We start from the raw sequence: 24,259 nt of genomic DNA on the forward strand, positions 1-24,259 counted from the left end.
GGTGCAGCCAGCGGACGGGGCTGTTCACCAGGTCCGGCCCGTGGCGCAGCCCCATGAGATGGGACGCCGAATTGCCCGCGCAAATAACCGTGGCAGGGGGATGACCGGACCCTTCTGATACTGCATGATGAAGTTTTCGAGAAGGAGCCTCAGATGCAGATCACCATTCGTCACGCCGAACCGGCCGATGCCCCCGCCTTGCGGGATCTCTATGCCATGCCCAATGCCCAGGCGGGCACCCTGCACCTGCCCACGCCTCCCCTTAGCCAGTGGCAGAAGCGGTTGGAGAGCAGTGATATGGTTGCCTTGGTGGCGGAGGCAGATGGGGGGCTGGTGGGCCAGATAACATTGCATGTGGAGCCTAATCCCAGACGCAAGCATGTGGCAGGTATTGGCATGGGGGTGCGGGATGACTGGGCGGGCAAGGGGGTTGGTTCCGCACTAATGGCTGCAGCACTGGATCTGGCCGATAACTGGCTCAACCTGCACCGGATTGAACTGACGGTTTTCGTCGATAACGAAGCTGCGTTGGCGCTTTATCGCAAGTTCGGCTTTGTGGAAGAAGGGCGGGCCCACGACTATGCCTTCCGGCAGGGGCGCTATGTGGATGTGTTGTATATGGGTCGAGTTGCGGGGGGCGCCAGTCGCTAACAGCATGGTCGATTATCAGGCCAGATTACGTCCGGTGATCCGGGCGCTGGAGCAGGATCCGGATCTCACCATCGAGGCGCTGGCGGAGCGGGCCTGTCTCTCCCTCTACCATTTTCACCGGGTGTTCACCGCCGTGGCGGGGGAAGCTCCGGGCGAGATGTGCCGGCGCTTGCGCATGCAGCGTGCCGCCTGGCAGCTCTGTTACACAGATGCTAGCGTCACCGCCATCGCGCTGGGGGCGGGGCTCGGCAGCTCTCAGGCGTTCGCCAAGGCGTTTCGTCGCTACTATGGCTGCACCCCCGGGAAGTTTCGCCGCGACAAGGGCAAGAATGGACACCTGGAGAGCAAGGATGGACACGCATGGGATGGTCTGTCTCCTTATGCTGAAGGCCACTCATCAGCAAGGAGCAACACCATGAAAACCGTCGAGATGGATGCCCGTACCCTGGCCTATGTGCGGGTCACCGGTCCCTATGGCGAGGGCTATGACGCCGTCTGTGGCCGCCTGCACCAGTGGGCCGCCGCCCGCGGGCTGGAGGGCGGGGAGTGGATCTTCATCTACCACGACAACCCTGAGGTGACGCCGCCGGCCCAGTGCCGCACCGATATCGGCATCACTGTGCCGCCCCAGACCCGGGGCGAGGGGGAGGTGGAGACCCAGCTTATTCCGGCCGGCCGTTATGCCCAGTCTCGCTACCTCATCACCGATCGCAGCCAGTACGGGCCGCGCTGGCAGGAGCATGTGGGCGACATAGTGGCGGCCGGGCTGGAGTTCGGCAGCGGTCCCTGCTTCGAGCTCTACCACAGCGTGAGCAACGATCCCCTGCGCGACGACGTGAGCTTCTGCTCCAGCGTGCGCTAGACGTGCGGCAATAAAACGAGGCGCCTGTGGGCGCCTCGTTTTATTTGGGATGAAGGCTGACCGTTACCTCATCAGGGCTGGCTGGGCACCTTGTCCCGCCGGGATTTCCACCACCAGCGCAGGCGGATCTGGGAGATCAGCATGCCCGCCAGCATCAGGGCGCAGCCGACGAAGGCGCGCTCGTCCAGGGTTTCCCCCAGCAGCAGGACGCCGCCGATGGCGGCGAACACCGTCTCCAGGCTGAGGATGATGGCGGCATGGGCCGGGTGGGCGCCACGCTGGCCGACCACCTGCAAGGTGTAACCCACCCCCACCGACACCAGGCCGGCATAAAGCAGTGCCTGCCAGCCGGCCACTGCACCGGTCACCGAGGGGGTCTCGATGAGGAAGGCGGTGGCCAGGCTGAGCAGGCCGCACACCACGAACTGCACCCCGGCGAGGCGAATGGGGGCGACCCGGCTCGAGTAGTGATCCAGTACCAGCAGGTGTACCGCCCAGAACAGGGCCCCCACCACCTGCAGCAGGTCGCCGTAGCCGATGGTGAAATCCTCGGTGACACTGAGGTAGTAGAGTCCCGCCATGGCGATGAGGGCGCCGACCCAGGTGTTGGCCCCCGTCTTGTGGCGCAGGGCCAGGCCGATGACGGGCACCAGTATGATGTAGAGGCCGGTGATGAAGCCCGCCTTGGCGGCCGTGGTGTAGAGCAGCCCCACCTGTTGTAACGAGGCGGCGCTGAACAGCACGGTACCGGCGATGAGGCCGCCGGTCAGCAGCAGGCGGCGATCCCCGGCCTGCCCGCCCGGCTGGCGGGATTTGAGCCACCACAAGAGCGGCAGCAGGGAGAGGGCCCCCAGCAGAAAGCGCAGGCCGTTGAAGGTGTAAGGGCCCATGTGGTCCATCCCGAGCCGCTGGGCGACGAAGCCCAGCCCCCAGATGGCGGCGGCCATCAATAACATCATGTTCGAACGCATAGATTCATCCCTGAAAGACGGACGGGCAGGGCCGTGCCGCAAAGCTCCAGTCTCCAAGATAACCGTGAGCGGGGGGATTTGTCTTGCGCTGTCGGTGAGGTTGGCGGCGTGAGCGGTTATCCCGCTGCACAGCCGCAGGCCGGGGGACTTAGCCGTTGGCGATTCTGGCCAGCAGGGGAATGAGGGCGAGCAGCAAGAGGTTGCCGCGCAGGATCCAGATCACCCAGAACTGCTGCTGAATGGAGACCATGGGGGCGCGTCCCTGGCGCAGGGAGCGGCGCCAGCGATAGAAGAGGCGGCTGGGGTAGCCAAAGCTGATGGCCATCACGAAGAACAGCAGCAGCTTGGTGCGATAGCCCGGATTGGCGAGCAGCACGGCCGGTTCGTCGGGGTGGGCGAGCACCTGCAGCACCCCGGTGATGAAGATGAGCAGCAGGGCCAGCGCCGCCAGGCCGTCGGCCAGCAGCAGCTTGCGCACCTGCTCGATGGACATGCCGCGGCGGAACAGGAAATATTCGGAGGTGATCGCCCCGGTCAGGGTGATCACGGCGCAGTAGTGCAGCGCCATCAACAGGTCCGGGTTCAGCATCCGTGTCGATTACCTCTAATTGAGCAGATAAACAGCTTCCTTTTGGACGCCATCTCGCGCTGCTGATATTCTGACACTACGCGTGGTCTGGCAATAGCAGGAGTCAGGATTGGTTAAACGAGCGGTCGCCAAAAAAACCTGGTCCCTGGTAACCAGGATGCGTCTGGGCCTGCTTTTGCTGTTCATTCCGGTGCTGATGCTGGGTGGTATCTACTACCTGCACATGGAGCGGAGTCTGCAAAGCGAGCTGCAGCAACGCCTGCTCGCCACTAACCACCAGCTTCGTCACGTCTTCATCGAGCCCTATCTGCACGAGATGGAGCGCCAGTTCACCCTCATCTACGACAGGGTCAAGGTTGAGGACATCAGCGGCCCCCGCCTGCTCAACACCGAGACCTATCTGAAGGAGTGGCAGCTCTACAAGGGGATCATGGCCGATCTGGTTTACATCTATGTCGGCACCGCCGAGCGCCAGATGCTGATCTACCCTGATTGGCAGGCGGATGCCAACTTCGATCCCAGGGTACGTCCCTGGTATCAGCTGGCCAGCCAGCACGTGGGCAAGATGGTCTGGACTGAACCCTATTACGACTACACCAACGGTAACCTGGTGATCGCCCTGGCGCGGGCCCTGACCGACAGGGAGGGCAAGGTGCGCGGGGTCCTTGCGGTTGATGCCATCCTGGCTCCCTTCTCCGCCCAGCTGAATCGTCATCTGGATGAGGGCTACCAGATGATCGTCAACCAGTCCGGCAAGGTGCTGGCCCATCCTGACGCGGCCCAGCTGCTCAAGCCCATGACCCACCCAGAATGGCTCGCTCGCTTCACTCAGGAGGACGGCATCTTCCTGGACAAGGACTCCCGCCAGTTCGTGGCCTACAGCAGGCTGCAGGAGCGCAACTGGGTGCTGATCAGCGTGCAGCCGGCGGCCAGCGTGATGGCGGTGGTGGACAGGGTCTCCCTCAACGTGTTGCTGATGGTGGCACTGGCCTGTGTGCTCTACCTGATGCTGGCACTGATCTGGTCCCGCTATTTTCGCCGCATGCTCGACGAGATCTCGAGCATGATCCGGGCCAGCCGGATGGAGCCTGACGGGGTACCCCAGGGGGGGATGCGCGAGCTCAGGCACGTCTATGCCGAGCTGGCCGAGGTGAGCAAGGATTATCACGAGGCGCGCCAGCAGGCCAACCTGGACAAGCTGACCGGTCTCTACAATCGCCGCTTCTTCGATGAACGTTTCAACCGACTGCTGCAGGATCAGCAGCCGTTCTGCCTGGCCATGGTGGATCTGGACGACTTCAAGCGGGTCAACGACACCTTCGGCCATCAGACCGGGGATGTGGTGCTCAAGCGGGTGAGCCAGCTCGGCCGGGCCCTGCTGGGGGATCACGGCTGGGTCTGCCGTTACGGTGGCGAGGAGCTGGTGGTGCTGCTGGTCAACCCGGACATCCACTTCTGCCAGATGCTGCTGGAGCAGTTCCGCAAGGGGGTGGAGTCACTGGACTGGCGCGAGCCGGGGCTCAGGATCACCTTGAGCGGCGGGCTGGTGGCCAGCCGGGTGGGGATGGATGGCAAGGCGCTGCTGGCGGCGGTCGATGCCGAGGTATATCGCGCCAAACGCGACGGCAAGAACTGCATCCATCTGGGCCGAGCAGAGGCGAAGGGGCAGGAGGAGACGCCCCCTGCCGACGATGCACTGCTGAGCAACGAAGAGACCTGAGGGCCTCTTCTTCATTCAGGAGGCCAGCTGCCAGTCGAGAGTGGGCCAGACCTGCTCGGTGGCGATCTGGCGCAGCCCCGGGGCGGGATTGACTGCGTGGGGGTGGGTCACCGCCTGCAGCAGCGGCAGATCGTTGTGGGAGTCGCTGTAGCCGTGGCTCTCCCGCCAGGGGTCGGCGCTTGCGGCAAACAGCTGGTTGATGCGGGCCACCTTGCCCTCGCGAAAACTGAGGGTGCCGCGGGTCTGGCCGGTCAGCATGCCGGCCTCTTCATCCAGCAGGATGGCCACGCAGTGATCCATCCCCAGCATCTGCGCCATGGGGGCCACCAGATGCTCGCCGGAGGCGGAGATGAGCACCAGCTCGTCGCCCCGCTTGCGGTGCCACTCGATGCGCTCCACCCCCTCAGGGTAGATGCGCTCGCGCAGCACCTGCTCGGCAAAGCGGGCACAGAGCGGGTCGAGCCACTGGCGCGACTTGCCTGCCAGCGGCTGCAGAGTGAAGGCCATGTACTGGTGCATGTCCATCTTGCCCTGATGGTAGAGGGACATCATCGCCTGCTCCTCGGCAATCATGCCGGCCGGGGCCAGCTCCTCGGTCACCATGTACTCCAGCCAGAGGCTGGCGGAATCCCCCGCAATCAGGGTCTCGTCCAGATCAAACAGTGCCAGTGCCATGGGTGCTCCTCGCAGTGAAAATGGAAATGTAATGGGGCGTCATGCTACCTCACAGAGTTGATCCCGGGCCACCGCCAGGGTCACGGCACTGCCCACCGGCAGCAGATCCCGGGCCGAGCGGTTGAGGCAGTCCACCGTGAGCATCCCCGCCGCGCAGCTCACCTGATAGCGGATCACGTTGCCGAGCAGCTGCTGCCCGCTGATAACCCCCGGCAGGTGTGGCTCGTCGCTGCGGGCGCCGGCCGGCAGCAGGGAGAGGGACTCCGGCCTCAGCGCCAGCTTGCCACGGCAGTGCTGGCCGAACAGGGCCTTGGCCTGCTCGCCATCGAGCAGGTTGTAGTTGCCGATAAAGCCTGCCACGAAGGCGTCGGCGGGGCGGGTGTAGATCTCCTCCGGCGTGCCGCTCTGGACGATGGATCCCTTGTTCATCAGGAAGATCCGGTCCGACATGGTGAGCGCCTCCTCCTGATCGTGGGTGACGAAGATGGTGGTGAGCTCGAGGCGCTGCTGGATCTCGCGGATCTGCTGGCGCAGGCTGCGGCGGATGCGGGCATCCAGCGCCGAGAGCGGCTCGTCCAGCAGCAGGATCCGCGGTTGCACCACCAGGGCCCGGGCCAGGGCCACCCGCTGGCGCTGGCCACCGGAAAGCTCGGCCGGATAGCGGCGCTCGAAGCCGGTCAGCTCCACCAGCGCCAGCGCCTCCTGCACGCTGGCGGCCAGATCCCGTCCCGGCTGGGGCTTCATCTTGAGGCCGAAGGCGACGTTGTCCCGCACCGTCATGTTGGGGAACAGCGCATAGCTCTGGAACACCATGCCGATGCCCCGCTTCTGGGGCTCCTGCCAGGTGATCTCCTCACCGGCCACCCGCACCTGGCCGCCATCCACCGGGGTGAGCCCGGCCAGTGCCCGCAGCAGGGTGGACTTGCCGCAGCCGGAGGGGCCGAGCAGGGTCACCAGCTCCCCCTTGCGGATGCCGAATTCGATCCCCTCGAACACTCTGGTGTCGCCGTAGGATTTGTGCAGTTGATTCACTTCTAGATGGAACATCTTGATTCACCTATGAAATCTGTTCGCCGCCCAGGTGAGTAGCAGGGTCAGCAGGAAGTAGCTCATCACCAGCGCGCTGGTGAAGTGGCCCGAGGTCGAACGCATGTTGTAGAGGTAGACCTGCAGGGTCTCGTAACGGGTGCCCACCAGCATGTTGGCGAACACGAACTCGCCGAGCAGGAAGGAGAGCGACAGAAACAGCGCCGCCAGCAGCCCCTTGCGCAGGCAGGGGATCACCACCAGCAGGAAGGCGCGCCGGCTGCTCGCCCCCAGCAGGTGGGCGGCATCCATCAGATCTTTCAGCGGCACCCCCTGCAGGCTGTTGGCCAGCGCCCGGTACATGAAGGGGAGCACCACGGTGAACCAGGTGCCGATCAGGATCCACGGCGTGCCGATAATGGGCAGAACGCCGTCGGCGTAGATCTGCAGCAGCCCTACCGAGGAGACCACAGGCGGCACCGCGAAGGGGAGCAGGATCAACAGGTTCATCCAGGGATCCAGCTTTGGGAAGTAGTAGGCCACCACCAGCACGGTGGGCACCAGTACCAGGGTCCCCAGCAGCAGGGTGGCGAAGCAGACCAGCAGGCTTCGGCCAAACGCCGCCAGAAAGCGCGGGTCGCCCCAGAGCTTGAGATACCAGTCGAGGGTGAAGCCGTCTGGCAGCAGGGTGGCCCCCCAGCGGGTGGAGATGGAGTAGAGAAAGGTAGCCAGCAGCGGCAACAGCAGGGTGGCCACCAGGGCCCCCAGCACCCAGCGCGGCCAGCCAGGTTTCAAATCATGCATGGGATTGCCCCTTGTTCACGTAGCTCTTTTTCAGCAGCCACTGGTTGGCGGCCGTCACTACCCCCAGCAGCACCATCAGGATCACCGCCAGCGCCGCCGCCATATTGGGCTCGAGGAAGATGTCGCCGGAGACCAGGCTGGCCACCCGGATGGTCACCAGGTTGAAGTTGCCGGTGGTGAGGGCATAGGCAGAGGCATAGGCCCCCACCGCGTTGGCAAACAGGATGATCAGGGTGCCGAGCAGGGCGGGAGTGAGCACCGGCAGCGCCACGTGCCACACATATTGGCTCTTGCTCGCGCCCAGCAGGGCGGCGGCCTGGGGCCACTCATCCTGCAGCGCATCGAACGCCGGATAGAGCAGCAGCAGGGCGAGCGGGATCTGGAAGTAGGTGTAGATGAGGATGAGACCGCTGCCGGAGTAGAGGTTGAAGCCGTCGATGAGGCCCCAGGATTTCAGCAGCAGGGTCACGGCGCCATTGATGCCGAGAATGATGATGAAGGCGAACGCCAGCGGCACCCCGCTGAAGTTGCCGGTCATGGTGACAAAGGCCAGCAGCAGCCGTTTCACCCGCTCACCGCTGTGGCGCAGCGCCGCCGCCCCCAGCGTGCCGATGGCGAGCCCCGCCAGACTGGCGATGCCGGCGATGCGCAAGGAGTTGCCGAACGATTGCAGATAAAAGGGGGAGCTCAAAATCTCCCGGTAGTAGTCGAGGCCCCAGCCGTCCGGGGTCTGAAAGCTGCCCACCAGCACCCATACCATGGGGGCGAGCTGGAACAGGATCATCAGGAGAACGAACGGCAGCAGCACCAGCGCGGGCAGCCAGTGGCGGCGCAGCCGGCGCCGGGTGACGGTCGGTTGATCCGCGAGGATCTCGGTGGTGGCGGGCATCATCAGTGTACCTCCGGCAGGTTGCCGGCCTTGAGCAGCGGCGGGCAGCCCGGCTTGTCGTGGGAAACTCCCAGCAGGTCGGCCATCAGGGCGCAGAGCTGGGTCTGCTGCATGGCTGGTCCGGCTGGCCACTGGGCCACGAACGCATCGCCAAACAGCCAGAGCGGCACCCGGCGCTCTTCGGTCAGAGTGCCGCCGTGGCTCAAGTCGTTGTTCATGCCGTGATCCGAGGTGATCACCACCTGATACCCCTCCGCCAGCCACTGGGGCAGCAGGTCGGCCAAGAGGCTGTCCATGCGGCGCGCCTGATTGCGGTACTGACGGGAGTCGAGGCCGAACTGGTGGCCCGCGTCATCCACCCCCATCGGGTGGATCAAGAGAAAATCGGGGTCGTACTGGCTGCGCAGCCACTCGCCATCCATCAGCAGATGGCTGTCGGGGTAGCCGTCATCCCAGTAGAAACAGCCGTGCTGGATGGGCAGTCGCTCGTCATGGGTGAAGCGGTCCCGCGCCGCTTGCCAGGGGCTCTGGTTGTAGAGCTCGCTCACCCAGTGGTAGGCCGCCGCCGCGGTGCGTTTGCCGCCCGCCCGGGCCAGATGGAAGATGGACTCCTGCCGACTGAGACGGCTCACCCCGTTGTGGGTGATGCCGCTCTCCACCGGCGTCGTTCCGGTCAGGATGCACTCGTAGAGGGGCCGGGAGAGGGAGGGCAGGGCGCAGCTCAGGGTGGCCTGCAACCCCTGTCCCGCCTCCACCATGCCCGCGAGGTAGCCCATGCAATGGGCTACCTCGGCAGAGAGGCCATCCACAAGTACCACTATCACCTTGTGTTGCACTGGCCGCTCCTTACTGCATGTTGATCATGACGGTTTCCTGCCACTGGCGCGGCAGGGCTTTGGAGCTCTGCTCCCAGGCGGCGTGATCCTGGACCGGTTTGGCATTGGCGTACTGCTCGGCCGGCAGCAGCTTGGCCTTGACGTCATCCGGCAGAGTCACGTTGCTGCGGATGGGGCGGGCGTAGCCGCGCGCCAGGTTGATCTGGCCGGCGTCGGAGAGGATGTATTCCCGCGCCAGCTTGGCGGCGTTGGGGTTCTTGGCCCACTTATTGATGATGGTGGTGTAGCCGGCGATGACGGAACCGTCGCTCGGGATCACCACATCAAACTTCTTGGGATCGATCTGGTCGCGGTAGTTCAGGGCATTGAAGTCCCACAGCACACCCACTTCCACCTCGCCCTTCTCGATGTTGGCGATGGTGGGGTCGTTCAGCGACAGACGGCCCTGCTGGGCCAGCTTGCCGAACAGCTCCAGCGCGGGCTTGAGGTTCTTCTCGCTGCCGCCGGTGGCATAGGCCGCCGCCAGCACGCCGTTGTTGGCCTGGGAGGCGACACCCACGTCACCCAGGGTCACCTTGTAGTCGCCGCCCAGCAGGGATTGCCAGCTGGTGGGGGCGGCCTTGACCAGATCCTTGTTGATCAGGAAGGCGATGGTGCCGGTATAGGCCAGCATCCAGTGACCATCCGCATCCTTGGCCCAGTTCGGAATGTCGGCCCAGGTGGAGGGTTTGTAGGGCTGGGTGACCCCCTGCTTGACCGCCACCGGGCCGAAGGCGCCGCCCACGTCGCCGATGTCGGCGGTGGCGTTGCCCTTCTCGGCGGCAAACTTGGCGATCTCCTGGGCCGAGCTCATGTCGGTGTCCTGATGCTTGATGCCGTAGATGCTGCCGAGCTGCTGCCAGGTATCCTTCCAGTTGGCCCAGCTGTCCGGCATGCCGACGCTGCTGAGCTGGCCTTCACCGCGGGCGGCCTTCTCGAGATCCGCGATGTTCTCGGCGGCAAACAGTGGCTGACTGATGGCCACCAGGGCCAGTGCACTTGCGATCACGCTTTTCATCATTCCATCCCTCTGGACTAGGTCAGTTAAGGTTCGAGAGGGATGCTAGAGGGGAAATATGACGGTGGCGGGGCGCTTTGATGGCAGTTTGATGACAATCGCTCTGTCATGGCGCTGTCATCCTGCACGGTTACAACTCTCAATCCGAGTGAGGCTGGACTACTCCAGTGAGGGTTGAACCAGCCACGGCAGCCAGGATGAGCGACAGGAAGATGAGCGTGATCGAACCGAGATTGAGCGAGCGGGCAGTGGCCGATGGCCGCGCCTCCAAGTGTGAACAGATTTGCCAGACCCTGCGCCGCTATATCGGCAGCGGTCAGCTGGGGGCGGGGCAGCAGCTGCCCGCCGAGCGGGCCCTGAGCGAGCGCTTCGCCACCACCCGCATCACCATCAAGGAGGCGCTCTCCAGTCTCGAGGCGGATGGCCTCATCTACCGGGCTGAGCGGCGCGGCTGGTTCGTGGCGCCCCCCAGGCTCACCTACGACCCCGCCATCCACACCCACTTTCACCAGTGGATCGGCGAGCAGCAGCGCACCGCCGAGACCCGGGTGCTGGCCCACGGCGGCGAGCTGGCCAGCAGCGAGCTCTGCCGCTGGATGGGGCTGGAGCCTTTCACCCCGCTCTATGAAATCCGCCGCCTGCGCCTCATCGACGGGCGCCCCGTGCTGCACGTCAGCCACCATCTGCTGGCAAGCCGCTTTCCCGATATCGCCAGCGCGCCGCTGGCCAGCTCCCTCACCGAGCTCTATCGGGAGCGCTATGGCATAGGCCAGGGTGGAGCGAGCCTCGAGATCACCCCCTCGGCGGCGCGCGGCGCCATTGCCCGCGCCCTCAATCTGGCAGAGGGGAGCGCCGTGCTGCGGCTGGTGCGGGTCAACTACGACGAGCGGGGAGCGCTGGTGGATTGCGACATCGAACACTGGCGACCGGACGCCATCCGCATCTGTTTCGATACGCGAGCATTGCAGCCCCTCGCAGGCAAGCTGCAGCAAACCCGGCTCGTGGATCAGGGGTGATCCGGCGTGTCCTGGCGGGTCATGCCTGTGCGGAAAGGAGGGGGAGCGGATCCCGCGGGATCCGCCGGGATCAGTTGTCGATATTGGGGATCAGATCGTCGAAGCTCTGGTAGCCGCAGTCGGCCAGCTGCAGCGACATGGTGTAGGTCTTGCTGCCCTCCCGCTGGCCGATGGCGGGGCGGTTGAGCTTGAGCTCTTGATGCCAGTACTCTTTCATCCGCTCGATCAGCGCCATCGCCTCGCTCTCGTCCAGGTGGAGCTGACACAGGGCCATGTAGTTGTTGGGCCTGTGCATGTTCTCCACCAGATAGTCCCCCAGCACCGACATCGCCTGGCGCGCCTGCTGACGGGCGAAGCGGCTGTGCTGCTCGAAGCTGATCCGCTCGCTGATGAGGAAGTGGTAACTGTTGTCGATGCCGAGCTGCAGGATACCGAGCTTCTCCAGCTTGCGCAGGTAGAGGTAGCAGGAAGCGTCGGTCAGGCCGTACTCCCGCTTGAGATCGATTAACGTCTTGTCGCGCCAGAAGATGTTGGCGAGAAAAGCGTAGAGGCCGGGCTCCCTGTGGAACGCCTCGTCCTGCTCCTGGGTGAAGACGGCGCGCCGGCTCTGGGCGTCCTGGGTGCGGTCCAGCAGCTCCTCGAATGAGAGCCCCACCAGGTGGCACACCTCCAGCAGGGTGTCGAACGGCAGGGAGGGCTTGTTCATCATCCGTTTGACGGTGGCGATGGAGACCCCCATGGCTTCTGCCAGGGTCTGATAGCGGATCCCCTTGTCGGTCAGGGTCTTCTTCAGGGTGTCGAGAATATTGTTGGCCAGGGTCTGGCTGTAGGTCATGCAACTATTCCTTTATCTGCATTTTTATGTTGTGTCAGAAATTGAGTTCTTTTGTCGTTGTGGGCTCAGATATTGACACTTTAAAAAACCAGAGGAAACAAACCCGACCTAATCGATTGAAATGGCCAGACCAGTCGCGCTCGAAGGTTGCAGATAGTGATACTCTGCGGTGCATATCCTTCAACCGTTCAACATTTTGCTGGTGGCGCATAAAACATCGCGCATAATTCAAAACGAATCGGATTCAAGACCTTCCTGGTTGAGAAATCGATTGTTTGCTTCCAATTTAAGGGTTTTTTAAACCGCAAGGTTTTTTATTCTTTCCTGGCATTGAGCGGAACTCGCAAGAGGGCCGCTTTTTTCTTTTCCTAGAATCTGAGCCCGCCGTCAAGACAGGGGCTCAGTTTCGGCACTTCCTGCGCCGCCGCCCTCGCGTGGCAGACATTTATTCCCCCTTGCAGGGAAACAGCTTGGGTATCTCCCGGATCAGCCAGCTCTTGGCCTTGCCCATGGTGTCGCGCCGCCAGGCCAGTACCACCTGGATCTGGTGGCGATACTCGGGGCCGATCACCTTGAGCCGTCCGGCCCGGATGTCCTCTTCAATCCAGCTCAGCGGCATGGTGCCGACCCCGATCCCCGCCAGCAGGGCGTCGCGCTTCTCGCCCATGGTGCTGACGGTCAGCCGCGGCTGCTTGTCGAGCAGGCGATAGGTGAGCACCGGCTTGCGCAGCGCCGTATCGGCCACCGCGATGGCCCGGTAGCGGCGCAGGGTATCGTCCGCCAGGGGCTCGGGCTCCTGATGCAGGGGGTGATCCGGGTGGGCGACGTAGAGCATCACCTCCTCCTGCAGCGGCTGGTGCTTGATGCCGGTCATCATGATGTCGGGATTGAGGGAGGAGATGAGCAGGTCGGCCCGGCCATCCTCCAGACACTCCCAGCTGCCCGCCAGTACTTCGGCCCGCAGCCGCAGCCGGGTATCGGTCAGCTCGGCCAGCCGTTCCACCAGCGGGTAGAGCGCCTGCAGCGGCACCAGCGCATCGACGGCGATGGTGATGTCGGTCTCCCAGCCGCGGGCCAGCGCCCGGGTCTCGCCCACCAGATGCTCGGCCGCCTCCAGCAGAATCCGGCCGCGCTCCAGCAGCATGCGGCCGGCCGGGGTGAACTTGGTTCTGTGGCCGCTGCGGTCGAACAGCATGGCGTCCAGCTCGTCTTCCAGCTTCTGTACCGTGTAGCTCAGCGCCGAGGGCACCTTGCCTAGTTCGTCGGCGGCCGCCGCGAAGCTGCCGCGGCGATCGATGGCATCCAGCACCCGGATGGCTTCCAGGGTCAGCGCCCGTTCCTTGTTCAGTTCCTTGGCCATAAATTGCCTTCAATTTTTTTGAACATGTTTGCCAGTTTATCTCGCTAACAAGTTAGGCCAAGTGTCTTTAATATTCAATCAACGCTTAGGCAGGAGCGCCAAGCAGCCAAATAAACGGGTAGTTCCAGACTGTGACCCCCTCAATCAGGGAGTCTGACTTCGGTGAAAGAACAACACACTATTTGAATGACCTCTTGCATGGATGCATTGATTCTGGCCACAGCGGCCTTGGCAATGACATAAAACCAAGAGAGTGAATGAACATGAAAAACGTAATCAAGATGCTGGCCGTTGCAGGCCTGATGACCGCAGGTTTTGCTCAGGCTTCCGTCCCGGCCGACCTCAACGCCGCCCCGGGCGTGCTGTTTGTAAACTGGCACGCGACCGCCGCGGTGGAAGGCAAGGGCAACCCCATGCTGGAAGTGCGTGACGAGTCTGGTGATGTGGTTGCCTCCGTGCACGCCAACCTGATGGGCAGCCAGCAGGTGCAGATCCCGAGCCGCACCCAGGGCAACCTGACCGTGAGCCTGGGTGAGCAGAGCAGCGACTACCGCATTCCGTTCGGCATCGGTAGCGGCAAACAGCGTTAATCAACCGTATCGGTACGTGAGGAGCACACCATGATGAAATTGAGAGCCGCAGAAGCGCGCGGCAAGGCCAACTTCGGCTGGCTGGATGCGCGCCACAGCTTTTCCTTCGGGCACTACTACGACCCGGACTGGATGGGGCATTCAGTGCTGCGGGTCATCAATCAGGATCTGGTGGCGCCGGGTGGCGGTTTCGCGACCCACCCTCACGCCAACATGGAAATCCTGACCTGCGTGCTGCAAGGCACCATAGAGCACAAGGACAGCCTCGGCCATGCCGAACAGATCCCGGCGGGGGATTTCCAGCTGATGAGCGCAGGCTCCGGCATCCGGCACAGCGAGTACAACCCCTCGCAGACCGAGCCGCTCTCCCTGCTGCAAATCTGGATCGAGCCGAACGAACACGGCACGACACCCGGCTATCAGCAGAAGAAGATTGAAGCCAACCCGGGCATGACGCTGGTGGCGTCACCGGACGGCGAAGCAGGATCCTTCAGGATCCGCCAGCAGGCCCGCGTCTGGCGGCTGCAGCTTGAACCGGGTGAGAGCCTCACCTGGGAGCTGGCCGGCCGACACGGCTACCTGCAGATGATTTCAGGGGAGCTTGCCGCCAACGGTCTGGCTGCCCGACCCGGCGACGGGGTTCTCAGTCGTGATGAGCCCAAATGGGATCTGGTGGCCGCGAGTGCCAGCCAAGCCCTGTTATTTGACCTACCCTGAAGCAGTCAGCGGTGATGTGACGCAAAACGAGGATATTGAAATGGACAAGATGAAAGATTTGGCACTGCTGGTGGGTCGCGTACTGCTGGCTCTGATGTTTGTGATTGCGGGCTGGGGCAAGATCGGCGGTTACGCCGGTACCCAGGGGTATATGGAAGCCATGGGCGTGCCCGGTTTCATCCTGCCGCTGGTGATCCTGCTGGAGCTGGGCGGTGGCCTCGCCATCATGCTGGGCCTGTTTACCCGCAGCCTCTCCGTACTGATGGCCGGTTTCACCCTGATGGCCGCCTTTATTTTCCACTATCAGCCTGCCGATCAGATGCAGATGCTGATGTTCATGAAGAACGTCTCCGTGGCCGGTGGTTTCCTGGCCCTGGCGGCGGCCGGTGCAGGGGCCTTCAGCCTGGATGCCCGCCTTGGCAAGAACTGGTAATACTGCAGGTTCGAGTTTTCCAACGCCTTTTGGCCGGTGCAATTGCACCGGCTTTTTTATGCTCGCCACATTTGCCTGCGGCAGATGGGCGACGTGATCGGCGACAACAAGCGCCTTTTGCATCTTATCCCCCGATCCCCGACAATCCCGATACCTGTGACGTGACGGGGATCCTTGAGGTTTTCCCGCGCTGACCCCTCTTTTGCACTGGCGGGAATTGCCCATGTTTACCCTCTACCACTCCAATCAGCTGGATCTGCTCAAAGAGTTGCTGGTGAGCCGCATCCGGCAGACCCCCCTCGCTCACCCCTTCGAGCGGGAGCAGATCCTGGTGCAGAGCCCGGGCATGGCCCAGTGGCTCAAGCTGGAGCTGGCCAAGGCCTTCGGCATCGCCGCCAATATCGACTTTCCGCTGCCCGCCAGCTTTATCTGGGAAATGTTCACCCGGGTGCTGGCGGACGTGCCGCGCCAGAGCCCCTACAACAAGGGATCCATGAGCTGGCAGCTGATGACCATCTTGCCCGCCCTGCTCGACCGCCCCGCCTTTGCGCCGCTGGCCGCCTATCTGGGCGGGGATGACGCGGATCCCGCCAAGGCGCCCGAGCAGGTGCGGCTGTGGCAGCTCTGCCAGAAGGTGGCGGATCTGTTTGACCAGTATCTGGTTTACCGGCCGGACTGGATCGCCCGCTGGGAACAGGGGGAGGGATTGAGTCAGGAGCTGGCCGGGGTGAGCGGCCAGGATTGGCAGCCGGAGCTCTGGCGCGAGCTGGTGGCTCGCACCCTGGCGCTGGCTCCCAGCGGCTACCACCGTGCCAACCTCTACGAGGAGTTTATCCACGAGCTGGAGCGCACCCCGGATCTGCCGGGCAAGCTGCCCCGGCGGGTCTTCGTGTTCGGCATCTCGGCGCTGCCGCCGCGCTATGTGGAGGCGCTGCTGGCCCTCGGCAGCCGGGATGAGGTGGAGGTGCACCTGTTCGTCACCAACCCCTGCCGTTACTACTGGGGGGATCTGCTGGATCGCAAAACTCTGGCGCGCCTCGAAAACAAGCTCAAACCCGGCACCGATCTCGACACCCTGCAGGGCCCCGCCAACCCCTTGCTCGCCTCCATGGGCAAGCTGGGGCGCGACTACCTGCACCAGCTGATGGAGCTGGAGGTGCCGCAGATCGAGGCCTTTGTCGATATCGACGATCAGGATGAACAGGGCCAGGCCAGGCTGCTGCGCGCCACCCAGCAGGATGTGCTGGAGCTGGCCGAACGGGGGGCCGGTCAGTTCGATCTCGACAGCAGCCATCACAAGAGCCCCATAGATCCGGCCGATGGCTCCCTGCAGATCCACGCCTGTCACGGCCCGATGCGCGAGCTAGAGGTGCTGCACGACCGGCTGCTGGCGCTGTTCGAGCAAGATCCCACCCTCACCCCGAAAGACGTGGTGGTGATGATGCCGGATGTGAACAGCTACGGCCCCTATATCCAGGCGGTGTTCGGGGCGAGAGGCCAGATCCCCTTCGCGGTATCCGATCGGGCGGCCAGTCAGGAGAGCCCGCTGCTGCAGAGCTTCCTCGCCCTGCTGAGACTCCCCAACGCCCGGCTGGGAGCCGGCGAGCTGCTCGCCATCCTCGAGGTGCCCGCCGTGCTGCGCCGCTTCGAGCTCGATGACGACGAGTTCAACCAGCTGCGGCGCTGGGTGCAGGAGACCGGCATCCGCTGGGGGCTGGATGACGGCTACCCGGAGCGCTTCGATCTGCCGCGCCTCTCTGGCAACAGCTGGCTGTTCGGCCTGCGCCGCATGCTGCTCGGCTTTGCCATGGGCGACGGCGAACCGGTGGCCGGCATTCTGCCCTACGCCGATATCGAAGGTCAGCAGGGGCTGGCGCTCGGCAAGCTCGCCTGGTTTGTCGACTCCCTGGCGGAATTTTTGCCCCGCCTGCAACAGGCGCAGCCGCTGCCAGAGTGGATCGCCTGCCTCAACGAGCTGCTGGAGCGCTTCTATCTGGCCGACGAGGATGAAGAGCGCCAGCTGCAGCTTATTCGCAGCCAGCTGGCGGAGTGGCTCGCCCAGCTTGGCGAGGCGCGCTTCGAGCAGGCCATCAGTGCCGACCTGCTGCAGGATTACCTCGGCAGCGTGCTGGGGGAGTCCCGCTCCAGCCAGCGCTTCCTCGCCGGTCAGGTCAACTTCTGCACCCTGATGCCGATGCGCTCCATCCCCTTCAAGCAGGTCTGCCTGCTCGGCATGAACGACGGTGTCTACCCGCGCACCCTGCCGCCCATGGGGTTCGACCTGATGGCGGTGGCCGGCCGGCGAGGGGATCGCTCCCGCCGCGATGACGACCGCTACCTCTTCCTCGAGGCGCTGCTCAGCGCCCAGCAGGGGCTCTATATCAGCTATCAGGGCTTCAGTGCCCAGGACAACAGCGAGAAGGTGCCTTCCGTGCTGCTGGCCGAACTCATCGACTATGTGCGCCAGGGCTTCGTGCTGGCGGGGGATGAGGGCCTCGACGACGAGACCTCCGGCCAGCGGCTGCTGGAGCACCTGATCGTCGAACACCCGCTCACCCCCTACAGCCGCAGCTACTTCTATCCAGAGGCGGATTCCGGCCTCTTCACCTATGCCGCCGACTGGCTGCCGGCCCTGAGCCCGCAGCGCGGGGCCGCCAACTTCCAGAGCGGCGAGCTGCCGCTGCCCCCCGAATGGGGGAAAGAGCAGGGGTTGGAGCTGGCGGAGCTGCTGCGCTTCTATCGCCAGCCCGCCAAATATTTCCTCAACCGCCGCCTCAAGGTGTGGTTCGAACTGGATGAGGCCGAGATCGAGGACAGCGAGCCGTTCGAGCTGGACGGCCTGCAGCACTACCAGCTCAAGGCGTTGCTGCTCGATGCCCATCTGGCGCAGGGGGAAAGCGAGGAGCGCCGCCAGCGCCTGCAGCTCTCCGGCCTGCTGCCCCAGGGCTGGTTCGGCAGCCTGCTGCTGGATGATCTGGATGCCGAGATGGGCAAGCTGGCGGCGCGCCTGCGCCCCTGGGTGGCGGCCAATGAGGCGGACAAGCAGGCGGTGGAGATCGATATCTCCCTGACCCAGGGCCAGTTGCAGGGGTGGATCGACACCCAGAAGGGGCGCTTGCTGGTGATCAAACCCGGCAGCTTCAACGGCAAGGATCTGCTGCTGGGCTGGATCCAGCACCTCTGCCTCTCCCTGAGCGATGCCCCCGGTGACACCCTGCTGTTCGACGCCAAGCAGAGCCTGCGCCTGCCCAGGCTTGCGGCTGACGAGGCGCGGCCAAAACTGGCGGCCCTGGTGGCGCTCTGGATGCAGGGGATGAAGCGGCCGCTGCCGTTTTTCCCCAGCACCGCTTGGGAGTGGATCAAGGGGATCGAGAAGGATCCGGAGAAACCGGAGGCCGCCGACAAGGCGGCCCTCGCCCGCTTCAACGGCGGCTACATGGTGACGGGGGAGGGGCAGGACGTCTACGTCGCCCGCTGCTTCCCGGAACTCGATGACGAGGTGCTGGCCCAGTTGCAGGCGCTGGCCCGTGAACACCTGACCCCGCTGCTCAAGGCGCTGGAGGAGTTGCAATAATGGCCAATCCGCTCAATACCCTGCGTTTTCCCCTCCATGGCGAGCGGCTGATCGAGGCCTCTGCCGGCACCGGCAAGACCTACACCATCGCCGGTCTCTACCTGCGCCTCTTGCTGGGTCATGGTCCGCTCATTGAAGAAGGCGCTGATGCTGGTCAGGCGAGCGCCCACGAGCGGCCTCTGTCGGTGACCGAGATCCTGGTGGTGACCTTTACCGAGGCGGCCACCGCCGAGCTGCGCGGGCGGATCCGTGGCCGCATCCACGAGGCGCGCCTCGCCTTTATGCGCGGGCAAAGCGGCGATGCCCTGCTGGCCCAGCTGCTGGCGGAGGTGGAGGATCACGAACTGGCGGCCCGCCGCCTGCTGGCCGCCGAGCGGCAGATGGACGAGGCGGCCGTCTTCACCATCCACGGCTTCTGCCAGCGGATGCTGAAACAGAACGCCTTCGAGTCGGGCGCCCTCTTCGAAACCGAATTTCTCACCGACGACAGCCAGCTCAGGCTGCAGGCGGTCAGCGACTACTGGCGCGCCGAGTTCTATCCGGTGGATAAAACCCTGGCGAGCGCGGTTCGCGCGCTCTGGCCAAGCCCCGCGGCCCTGCTGCGGGAGATGAACGGCTGGCTCGACAACAGCGAACTGGAGATGCGCCCGCCGGCCGGGGACGAGACCCTGGCCGCCCGCCATCAGGCGGCCATGAGTCGCATCGCGGCGGTGAAGGAGGTCTGGCTGGCGCAGGTGGACGAGATCCGCCGCCAGACCGACGGCCATATCAGCCGCTACACCGGCAAGAACTACGAGGGGTGGCTCGCCAAGATAGCCGACTGGGCGCAGGACGAGGCCAGCGGCTACGCCATTCCTAAGGAGCTGGAGCGCTTCGGCCAGACGGTGCTGGAGGCGAACCTCAAGAAGGGGGGCGACGTGCCGACCCTGCCGCTGTTCAGCCAAATCGATGAACTGCTGGCGAGCCGCCCCGGTATTCGGGATCTGATCCTGCAACGGGCGGCCAAGGTAGTGCGCAGCCGGATGCAGGCCAGCAAGCGGCAGGCCCATCAGCTCTCGTTCGACGATCTGCTCAAAGACCTCGACGGGGCGCTGGGTTCTAGCCTTGGCGAGCGGCTATGCGATCGTATTCGCGCCACCTACCGGGTCGCGATGATCGATGAGTTTCAGGATACCGACCCCCAGCAGTACCGCATCTTCCATCGGCTGTACGGCGGCCACCAGGACACTGCGCTGCTGATGATCGGCGACCCCAAGCAGGCCATCTACGGCTTTCGCGGCGCCGACATCTTTACCTACATTCAGGCGCGGCGAAATGTGAGCGCCCACTACACCCTGGGGCGCAACTGGCGCTCCAGCGGCGCCCTGGTGGCGGCGGTCAACGGCCTGTTCGAGCGAGCCAAGGATCCCTTTATCTACGAGGCGGATATCCCCTTCCTGCCGGTGGAGGCGCAGGGCAAGAGCAAGGCGCTGCGCCTCGACGGTGAAACCGCCCCCGTGCTGCACTGCTGGCAGCTCACCGGCCAGCCCACCTTCAACCGGGGGGATTACCAGAGCAAGATGGCCCGCGCCACGGCGGCGGAGATCCACCGCCTGCTGACGCTTGCTCGCGAGGGCAAGGCGCTGATCGGCAGCGAGCCGGTGAAAGCCGGGGATATCGCCGTGCTGGTGCGCACCGGCGCCGAGGGCAAGCTGGTGCAGCAGGAGCTGGCACGCCTCGCCATCGCCTCGGTTTATCTGTCGAATCGCGAGAGCGTGCTGGAGCAGGTGGAGGCGCGGGAGATCCTGCTCATTCTGCACGCCTGCCAGAACCCGAGTGAGGAGAGAAGTTTGCGGGCGGCGCTTGCCACTGGCCTGTTCGATCTCGACGCCAAGGCCCTCGACGAGCTTGCCTCCGACGAGCGGGCCTGGGAGAGCGCGGTGCAGGAGTTTATGGAGTACCGCAAGGTCTGGCATCGCCGTGGCGTGCTGGCCATGCTGCGGGCCCTGCTGCACCGGCGCAATCTCGCCTCATCGCTTTTGGCGAGCCCCTACGGGGAGCGGCGGCTGACCAACTTTCTCCATCTGGGGGAACTGCTCCAGCAAGTGAGCAGCGAGCTGGACGGCGAATACGCCCTGCTGCGCTGGCTGGGGGAGGCGGTAAACCGCCAGAGCGGCCAGGATGCTGAGCAGATACTTCGCCTGGAGTCCGAGCAAAAACTGGTACAGATCGTCACCATCCACAAATCCAAGGGGCTGGAGTACCCACTGGTGTTCCTCCCCTTTATCTGCAGCCACCGCAGCGCCGATACCCCGCTCTATCACGAGGCCGATGAGGCGGGCAATCGCACCATCCTCGATCTCACCGGCGCCGAGGATTCTCTCGCAGAGGCCGACAAGGAGCGCCTCGCCGAGGATCTGCGGCTGCTCTATGTGGCGCTGACCCGGGGCGTCTACGCCACCTGGCTGGGGCTGGCGCCGGTGCGCTCCGGCAATGGCAAGTCGGAGAAGACCGACCTGCACCAGACCGCCATCGGCTACCTGCTGCAAAAGGGGGAGGAGGGGGACGCCGCAACCCTGGCCACCGCCCTCAGTGCGCTTGCTGAAGATCTGCCCGGAGTGGCCGTCGGTGAGCCCTCGCTCACCCGCCCGGCCCCGCTGCCGGAAGAAGAGGAACAACTGGGTGAGCCCCAGGTGCGCCGCTTTGGCGGCACCCTTGAGCGGGACTGGTGGATCAGCTCCTACTCTGGTCTCGCGGCCCAGGGCCACGGTCACAGCAAGGGCGTATTGGCCAATCCCGGCTTCGATGACGAGGTGGTCACCGAGGCAGCGGCGCTGGCTGCCGAAGAGCCAGTGCAGGCGCCCCAGCCCTCCATCTTCACCTTCCCGAAGGGGGCGCGCCCCGGCACCCTGCTGCACAGCCTGTTCGAGACCATCGACTTTGAGAGTGCCGCAGGCGAGCCGCTGGCACAGCATATCGCCACCCTGCTGGCGCAAGATGGCTTCGACGAGAGCTGGGCTCCCGTGCTGCAACAGCAGGTGGAGGCGGTGCTCGATACGCCGCTTGAAACCGCGTTACTTGCAGAGAGTGGCGAGCCGGTACGGCTGCGGGATCTGGCCCCCGAGTGCAAGCAGGTGGAGCTGGAGTTCTTCCTGCCCATGGGGCGGGTGACGGCACCTGCGCTGACCGCGCTTTGCCAGCAGCACGACCCGCTGTCGCGGGGCAACAAGCCCCTCAGCTTTGCCACCGTGCAGGGGATGCTCAAGGGCTTTATCGACCTGGTGTTCGAGTGGCAGGGGCGCTGGTATCTGCTCGACTACAAATCCAACCACCTCGGCATGAGCCCGGCCGACTACAGCCGGCCGGCGCTGGAGCAGGCCATGGTGGAGCATCGCTACGACCTGCAATACCAACTCTACTCCCTGGCACTGCACCGGCTGCTCGCCCTGCGTCTGCCGGGCTACGATTTCGACCAACACTTTGGCGGCGTCTTCTATCTGTTCCTGCGCGGCATGCCACAGGGTGGGATCTTCCATACTCGCCCCAGCCGCGAGCTGGTGCTGGGGCTGGATCGGCTGTTTAGCGAGGGGGCAGCGCCCGCCCTCGCACAAGTTTCGGATAACGGGGTAGAAGCATGAACGGCACCATGATGATTGAACGGCTCAAGGCTCTGGCGCTGGCGGGGCGCATCCGCCAGCTGGATCTGCAATTTGCCAAACTGGTGGCCGATCTGGGTGGCAGCCCCGAGCTGGTGTTGGGGGCTGCGCTCGCCTGCTTCGAGCTGGGGCGCGGCCATGTCTGTCTGCCGCTGGAGATGCTATCTGCCGGATCCCTGCGCCCGTTTGGGTTGGATCCGGATCAGGGCCGGGATCTGCTGGCCGATCTGGCGGATCCGCCGAGCTGGCCCGCCCTGTTTGCGGCCAGCCCGCTGGTTGGCAGCGAACAGGATGAGGGGGAAGCCCCGCGCTGGCCGCTGCGGCTCTGGCACGGGCGCCTCTACCTCACCCGCTACCACGATCACGAGCAAGGGGTGGCCCGCCATCTGCGTGCCTTGGGTGAACGTGCCGAATGGCCGGAGATTGCCCCGGCCCTGTCGCGCCTCTTTGCCCGCGACTACGGGCTGGTGTTCGCAGCCCTGCTCAAGGCCCGCCTCGCCCCCGACTTCTCGGCACGCCACTTTATCGAGAAGTACCTGGATCTGGTGTTCCCCAACGAAGTGGAGTGGCCCGCCATCGAGGCGCTGCTGACCAGCGCCCAGGCCGCAAACGACCTGAACAAGCTGGATGCGCTGGTGCCCGAGTCGCTCTGCTGCAACGGCCAGAAGCTGGCGGCGGCCACGGCGGCGGCACGCCCCTTTGCGGTGATCTCCGGCGGTCCCGGCACCGGCAAGACCACCACGGTCGCCAAGCTCTTGGCCATTCTGGTGGAGACCGGCCTGCAAGCAGGCAAGGCCCCGGCGATCCGGCTGGTGGCCCCCACCGGCAAGGCGGCGGCGCGTCTGACCGAGAGTATCGGCGCTGCCCTGCAGGCGCTGGACTTGCCCCCCGAGTGGGTGGAGGCCATCCCCACCGAGGCGGGCACTCTGCACCGGCTGCTCGGGGTGATCCCGGGGCGCAGCCAGTTCCGCCACCACAAAGGCAACCCGCTGCACCTCGACCTGCTGGTGGTGGATGAGGCCTCCATGGTGGACCTGCCGATGATGGCGCGCTTGCTGGACGCGCTGCCAAGCCACGCTCGCCTCATCCTGCTCGGTGACAAGGATCAGCTCGCCTCGGTGGAGGCGGGGGCCGTGCTCGGCGATATCTGCAGCTTTATCGAACAGGGCATCAGCCCCGCGCAGGCACAGTGGCTCTCCCGCCAGACTGGCTACCGGCTGCAGGGCTCGCCTGCCGGGGCACCGGTGCGTGACAGCCTCTGTTTGCTGGCCAAGAGCTGGCGCTTCGATCAGCACTCCGGCATCGGCCAGCTGGCGCGCGCCTGCAACAGCGGCGATGCGGCGGCGGTGGAGGCGGTTTGGGGCGCAGGATTTATGGATATCAGCCTGCATCCCTGGGCGGGGGAGGCCTACGACGAGTTGATTGCCCTGGGGGTGGTCGGTTACGGCAGCTATCTGAAGGCGGCCCGCGCGGGGGAGGCACCCGCCGCCGTGTTCAAGGCGTTCAACGGTTTCCAGATCCTCTGCGCCCTGCGCGATGGCCCGTTTGGGGTCGAGGGGCTTAACGAGCGGCTGGAACTGGCCCTGTCACGGGCTGGCCTGATTGCCCGCGATGGCGACTGGTATGCCGGTCGCCCGGTGATGGTGGTGCGCAACGACCACGGCGTCGGCCTCTACAACGGCGATATGGGGCTCTGCCTGCCCGATGAAAGCGGGCGGCTCAAGGTATGGTTTGAGCAGCCGGACGGCACCCTGCGGGCGCTTTTACCCAGCCGGCTGCCACCTCACGAGACCGTCTACGCCATGACCATCCACAAGTCCCAGGGCTCGGAGTTTGCCCATACCGTGCTGGTGCTGCCCGACAGCCCCAGCCCGCTGCTGACCCGCGAGCTGGTCTATACCGGCATCACCCGCGCCAAGGCCCGGCTCGATCTCTACGGCGATCGCGCCCTGTTGGCCCAAGCAGTTCGGAAAAAGACCGAGCGGTATTCCGGATTGGCACAGAGGTTGGGGGAGTGAG

Annotated in this window: 20 protein-coding genes; 10 read left to right on the top strand and 10 right to left on the bottom strand. The window is 64.7% G+C overall.

Annotated features, from left to right (window positions below; all coding sequences use genetic code 11):
* Positions 1-153 precede the first annotated feature (153 nt).
* Both AB5Y98_RS12550 and AB5Y98_RS12555 read left to right on the top strand, forming a co-directional pair.
* Positions 154-651 carry a GNAT family N-acetyltransferase gene (locus AB5Y98_RS12550; protein ID WP_368232003.1) on the top strand — a complete coding sequence of 166 codons (498 nt, stop codon included), beginning with the start codon at positions 154-156 and terminating at the stop codon, positions 649-651.
* A 4-nt stretch (positions 652-655) separates the two neighbouring features.
* Positions 656-1,513, top strand: a complete 858-nt coding sequence (locus AB5Y98_RS12555) for a GyrI-like domain-containing protein (protein WP_368232004.1) — start codon at positions 656-658, stop codon at positions 1,511-1,513.
* Between the two features lie 71 nt (positions 1,514-1,584).
* On the opposite strand, the gene AB5Y98_RS12560 is transcribed toward AB5Y98_RS12555, so the two are convergent.
* Together AB5Y98_RS12560 and AB5Y98_RS12565 are read right to left on the bottom strand one after the other, a co-directional pair.
* A complete protein-coding gene (locus tag AB5Y98_RS12560; RefSeq protein ID WP_017782149.1) occupies positions 1,585-2,484 on the bottom strand; it encodes a DMT family transporter in 900 nt (299 codons plus the stop codon).
* A gap of 148 nt (positions 2,485-2,632) precedes the next feature.
* Positions 2,633-3,073 carry a DUF2214 family protein gene (locus AB5Y98_RS12565; protein ID WP_005306181.1) on the bottom strand — a complete coding sequence of 147 codons (441 nt, stop codon included), beginning with the start codon at positions 3,071-3,073 and terminating at the stop codon, positions 2,633-2,635.
* Positions 3,074-3,182: 109 nt separating this feature from the next.
* On the opposite strand from AB5Y98_RS12565, the gene AB5Y98_RS12570 reads away from it, so the two are divergent.
* Positions 3,183-4,793, top strand: coding sequence for a diguanylate cyclase (locus AB5Y98_RS12570; protein WP_368232005.1), 1,611 nt, complete (start codon positions 3,183-3,185; stop codon positions 4,791-4,793).
* Positions 4,794-4,808: 15 nt separating this feature from the next.
* Here the strand turns inward: AB5Y98_RS12570 and AB5Y98_RS12575 are convergent, their stop codons facing one another.
* Genes AB5Y98_RS12575 through AB5Y98_RS12600 form a run of 6 tightly spaced genes read right to left on the bottom strand, consistent with a single transcriptional unit; the run spans position 4,809 to position 10,080 of the window.
* Positions 4,809-5,468, bottom strand: coding sequence for an HAD family hydrolase (locus tag AB5Y98_RS12575; RefSeq protein ID WP_368232006.1), 660 nt, complete (start codon positions 5,466-5,468; stop codon positions 4,809-4,811).
* A 39-nt stretch (positions 5,469-5,507) separates the two neighbouring features.
* Positions 5,508-6,515, bottom strand: a complete 1,008-nt coding sequence (locus AB5Y98_RS12580; protein ID WP_260751457.1) for an ABC transporter ATP-binding protein — start codon at positions 6,513-6,515, stop codon at positions 5,508-5,510.
* A gap of 6 nt (positions 6,516-6,521) precedes the next feature.
* Entirely contained in the window at positions 6,522-7,298 is a 777-nt protein-coding gene (locus AB5Y98_RS12585; protein WP_010635871.1) for an ABC transporter permease, read from the bottom strand.
* Positions 7,291-8,190 (bottom strand): ABC transporter permease subunit, encoded by a 900-nt coding sequence (locus AB5Y98_RS12590; protein WP_005306164.1) that lies wholly within the window; start codon positions 8,188-8,190, stop codon positions 7,291-7,293. The genes AB5Y98_RS12585 and AB5Y98_RS12590 overlap by 8 nt, the downstream gene beginning before the upstream one ends.
* Entirely contained in the window at positions 8,190-9,023 is an 834-nt protein-coding gene (locus AB5Y98_RS12595; RefSeq protein WP_017780865.1) for an alkaline phosphatase family protein, read from the bottom strand. The genes AB5Y98_RS12590 and AB5Y98_RS12595 overlap by 1 nt, the downstream gene beginning before the upstream one ends.
* A 10-nt stretch (positions 9,024-9,033) precedes the next feature.
* Entirely contained in the window at positions 9,034-10,080 is a 1,047-nt protein-coding gene (locus AB5Y98_RS12600) for an ABC transporter substrate-binding protein (protein WP_005306158.1), read from the bottom strand.
* 197 nt (positions 10,081-10,277) lie between these two features.
* On the opposite strand from AB5Y98_RS12600, the gene AB5Y98_RS12605 reads away from it, so the two are divergent.
* A complete protein-coding gene (locus tag AB5Y98_RS12605) occupies positions 10,278-11,096 on the top strand; it encodes a UTRA domain-containing protein (RefSeq protein ID WP_368232007.1) in 819 nt (272 codons plus the stop codon).
* Between the two features lie 70 nt (positions 11,097-11,166).
* Here the strand turns inward: AB5Y98_RS12605 and AB5Y98_RS12610 are convergent, their stop codons facing one another.
* Together AB5Y98_RS12610 and AB5Y98_RS12615 are read right to left on the bottom strand one after the other, a co-directional pair.
* Positions 11,167-11,931, bottom strand: coding sequence for a helix-turn-helix transcriptional regulator (locus AB5Y98_RS12610; protein WP_005306152.1), 765 nt, complete (start codon positions 11,929-11,931; stop codon positions 11,167-11,169).
* A 445-nt stretch (positions 11,932-12,376) separates the two neighbouring features.
* The gene (locus AB5Y98_RS12615; protein ID WP_010635876.1) at positions 12,377-13,291 is read right to left on the bottom strand and encodes a LysR family transcriptional regulator; all 915 of its coding nucleotides are present in this window, start codon (positions 13,289-13,291) and stop codon (positions 12,377-12,379) included.
* A 257-nt stretch (positions 13,292-13,548) separates the two neighbouring features.
* On the opposite strand from AB5Y98_RS12615, the gene AB5Y98_RS12620 reads away from it, so the two are divergent.
* From AB5Y98_RS12620 to recD, 6 genes are all read left to right on the top strand, one after another.
* Positions 13,549-13,881 carry a hypothetical protein gene (locus tag AB5Y98_RS12620; protein ID WP_042873246.1) on the top strand — a complete coding sequence of 111 codons (333 nt, stop codon included), beginning with the start codon at positions 13,549-13,551 and terminating at the stop codon, positions 13,879-13,881.
* A 30-nt stretch (positions 13,882-13,911) separates the two neighbouring features.
* Entirely contained in the window at positions 13,912-14,598 is a 687-nt protein-coding gene (locus AB5Y98_RS12625; RefSeq protein WP_042006079.1) for a pirin family protein, read from the top strand.
* A gap of 40 nt (positions 14,599-14,638) precedes the next feature.
* Complete coding sequence (locus AB5Y98_RS12630; protein ID WP_024941255.1) at positions 14,639-15,031, top strand: DoxX family protein; 393 nt, start codon at positions 14,639-14,641, stop codon at positions 15,029-15,031.
* 223 nt (positions 15,032-15,254) lie between these two features.
* Complete coding sequence (gene recC, locus AB5Y98_RS12635; RefSeq protein WP_368232008.1) at positions 15,255-18,605, top strand: exodeoxyribonuclease V subunit gamma; 3,351 nt, start codon at positions 15,255-15,257, stop codon at positions 18,603-18,605.
* Positions 18,605-22,222: an exodeoxyribonuclease V subunit beta gene (gene recB / locus AB5Y98_RS12640; RefSeq protein ID WP_368232009.1), complete on the top strand. Its 3,618-nt coding sequence runs from the start codon at positions 18,605-18,607 to the stop codon at positions 22,220-22,222. Before recC ends, recB begins: the two co-directional genes overlap by 1 nt.
* A complete protein-coding gene (gene recD, locus AB5Y98_RS12645; RefSeq protein ID WP_368232010.1) occupies positions 22,219-24,258 on the top strand; it encodes an exodeoxyribonuclease V subunit alpha in 2,040 nt (679 codons plus the stop codon). Before recB ends, recD begins: the two co-directional genes overlap by 4 nt.
* The last annotated feature ends 1 nt before the right edge of the window (position 24,259 follow it).

It is taken from the genome of Aeromonas sp. s3, from assembly GCF_040907805.1.
Classification (GTDB): Bacteria; Pseudomonadota; Gammaproteobacteria; order Enterobacterales; family Aeromonadaceae; genus Aeromonas; species Aeromonas dhakensis.

Excerpts from the sequence above, each read along its gene's own strand:
- AB5Y98_RS12580 (WP_260751457.1), bottom strand. The coding sequence starts at position 6,515 with ATGTTCCATCTAGAAGTGAATCAACTGCACAAATCCTACGGCGACACC.
- AB5Y98_RS12585 (WP_010635871.1), bottom strand. The coding sequence starts at position 7,298 with ATGCATGATTTGAAACCTGGCTGGCCGCGCTGGGTGCTGGGGGCCCTG.
- AB5Y98_RS12555 (WP_368232004.1), top strand. The coding sequence starts at position 656 with ATGGTCGATTATCAGGCCAGATTACGTCCGGTGATCCGGGCGCTGGAG.
- AB5Y98_RS12605 (WP_368232007.1), top strand. The coding sequence starts at position 10,278 with ATGAGCGACAGGAAGATGAGCGTGATCGAACCGAGATTGAGCGAGCGG.
- AB5Y98_RS12565 (WP_005306181.1), bottom strand. The coding sequence starts at position 3,073 with ATGCTGAACCCGGACCTGTTGATGGCGCTGCACTACTGCGCCGTGATC.
- AB5Y98_RS12600 (WP_005306158.1), bottom strand. The coding sequence starts at position 10,080 with ATGAAAAGCGTGATCGCAAGTGCACTGGCCCTGGTGGCCATCAGTCAG.
- recC (WP_368232008.1), top strand. The coding sequence starts at position 15,255 with ATGTTTACCCTCTACCACTCCAATCAGCTGGATCTGCTCAAAGAGTTG.
- recD (WP_368232010.1), top strand. The coding sequence starts at position 22,219 with ATGAACGGCACCATGATGATTGAACGGCTCAAGGCTCTGGCGCTGGCG.
- AB5Y98_RS12615 (WP_010635876.1), bottom strand. The coding sequence starts at position 13,291 with ATGGCCAAGGAACTGAACAAGGAACGGGCGCTGACCCTGGAAGCCATC.
- AB5Y98_RS12620 (WP_042873246.1), top strand. The coding sequence starts at position 13,549 with ATGAACATGAAAAACGTAATCAAGATGCTGGCCGTTGCAGGCCTGATG.
- AB5Y98_RS12610 (WP_005306152.1), bottom strand. The coding sequence starts at position 11,931 with ATGACCTACAGCCAGACCCTGGCCAACAATATTCTCGACACCCTGAAG.
- AB5Y98_RS12560 (WP_017782149.1), bottom strand. The coding sequence starts at position 2,484 with ATGCGTTCGAACATGATGTTATTGATGGCCGCCGCCATCTGGGGGCTG.
- AB5Y98_RS12575 (WP_368232006.1), bottom strand. The coding sequence starts at position 5,468 with ATGGCACTGGCACTGTTTGATCTGGACGAGACCCTGATTGCGGGGGAT.
- AB5Y98_RS12590 (WP_005306164.1), bottom strand. The coding sequence starts at position 8,190 with ATGATGCCCGCCACCACCGAGATCCTCGCGGATCAACCGACCGTCACC.
- AB5Y98_RS12630 (WP_024941255.1), top strand. The coding sequence starts at position 14,639 with ATGGACAAGATGAAAGATTTGGCACTGCTGGTGGGTCGCGTACTGCTG.
- AB5Y98_RS12625 (WP_042006079.1), top strand. The coding sequence starts at position 13,912 with ATGATGAAATTGAGAGCCGCAGAAGCGCGCGGCAAGGCCAACTTCGGC.
- recB (WP_368232009.1), top strand. The coding sequence starts at position 18,605 with ATGGCCAATCCGCTCAATACCCTGCGTTTTCCCCTCCATGGCGAGCGG.
- AB5Y98_RS12550 (WP_368232003.1), top strand. The coding sequence starts at position 154 with ATGCAGATCACCATTCGTCACGCCGAACCGGCCGATGCCCCCGCCTTG.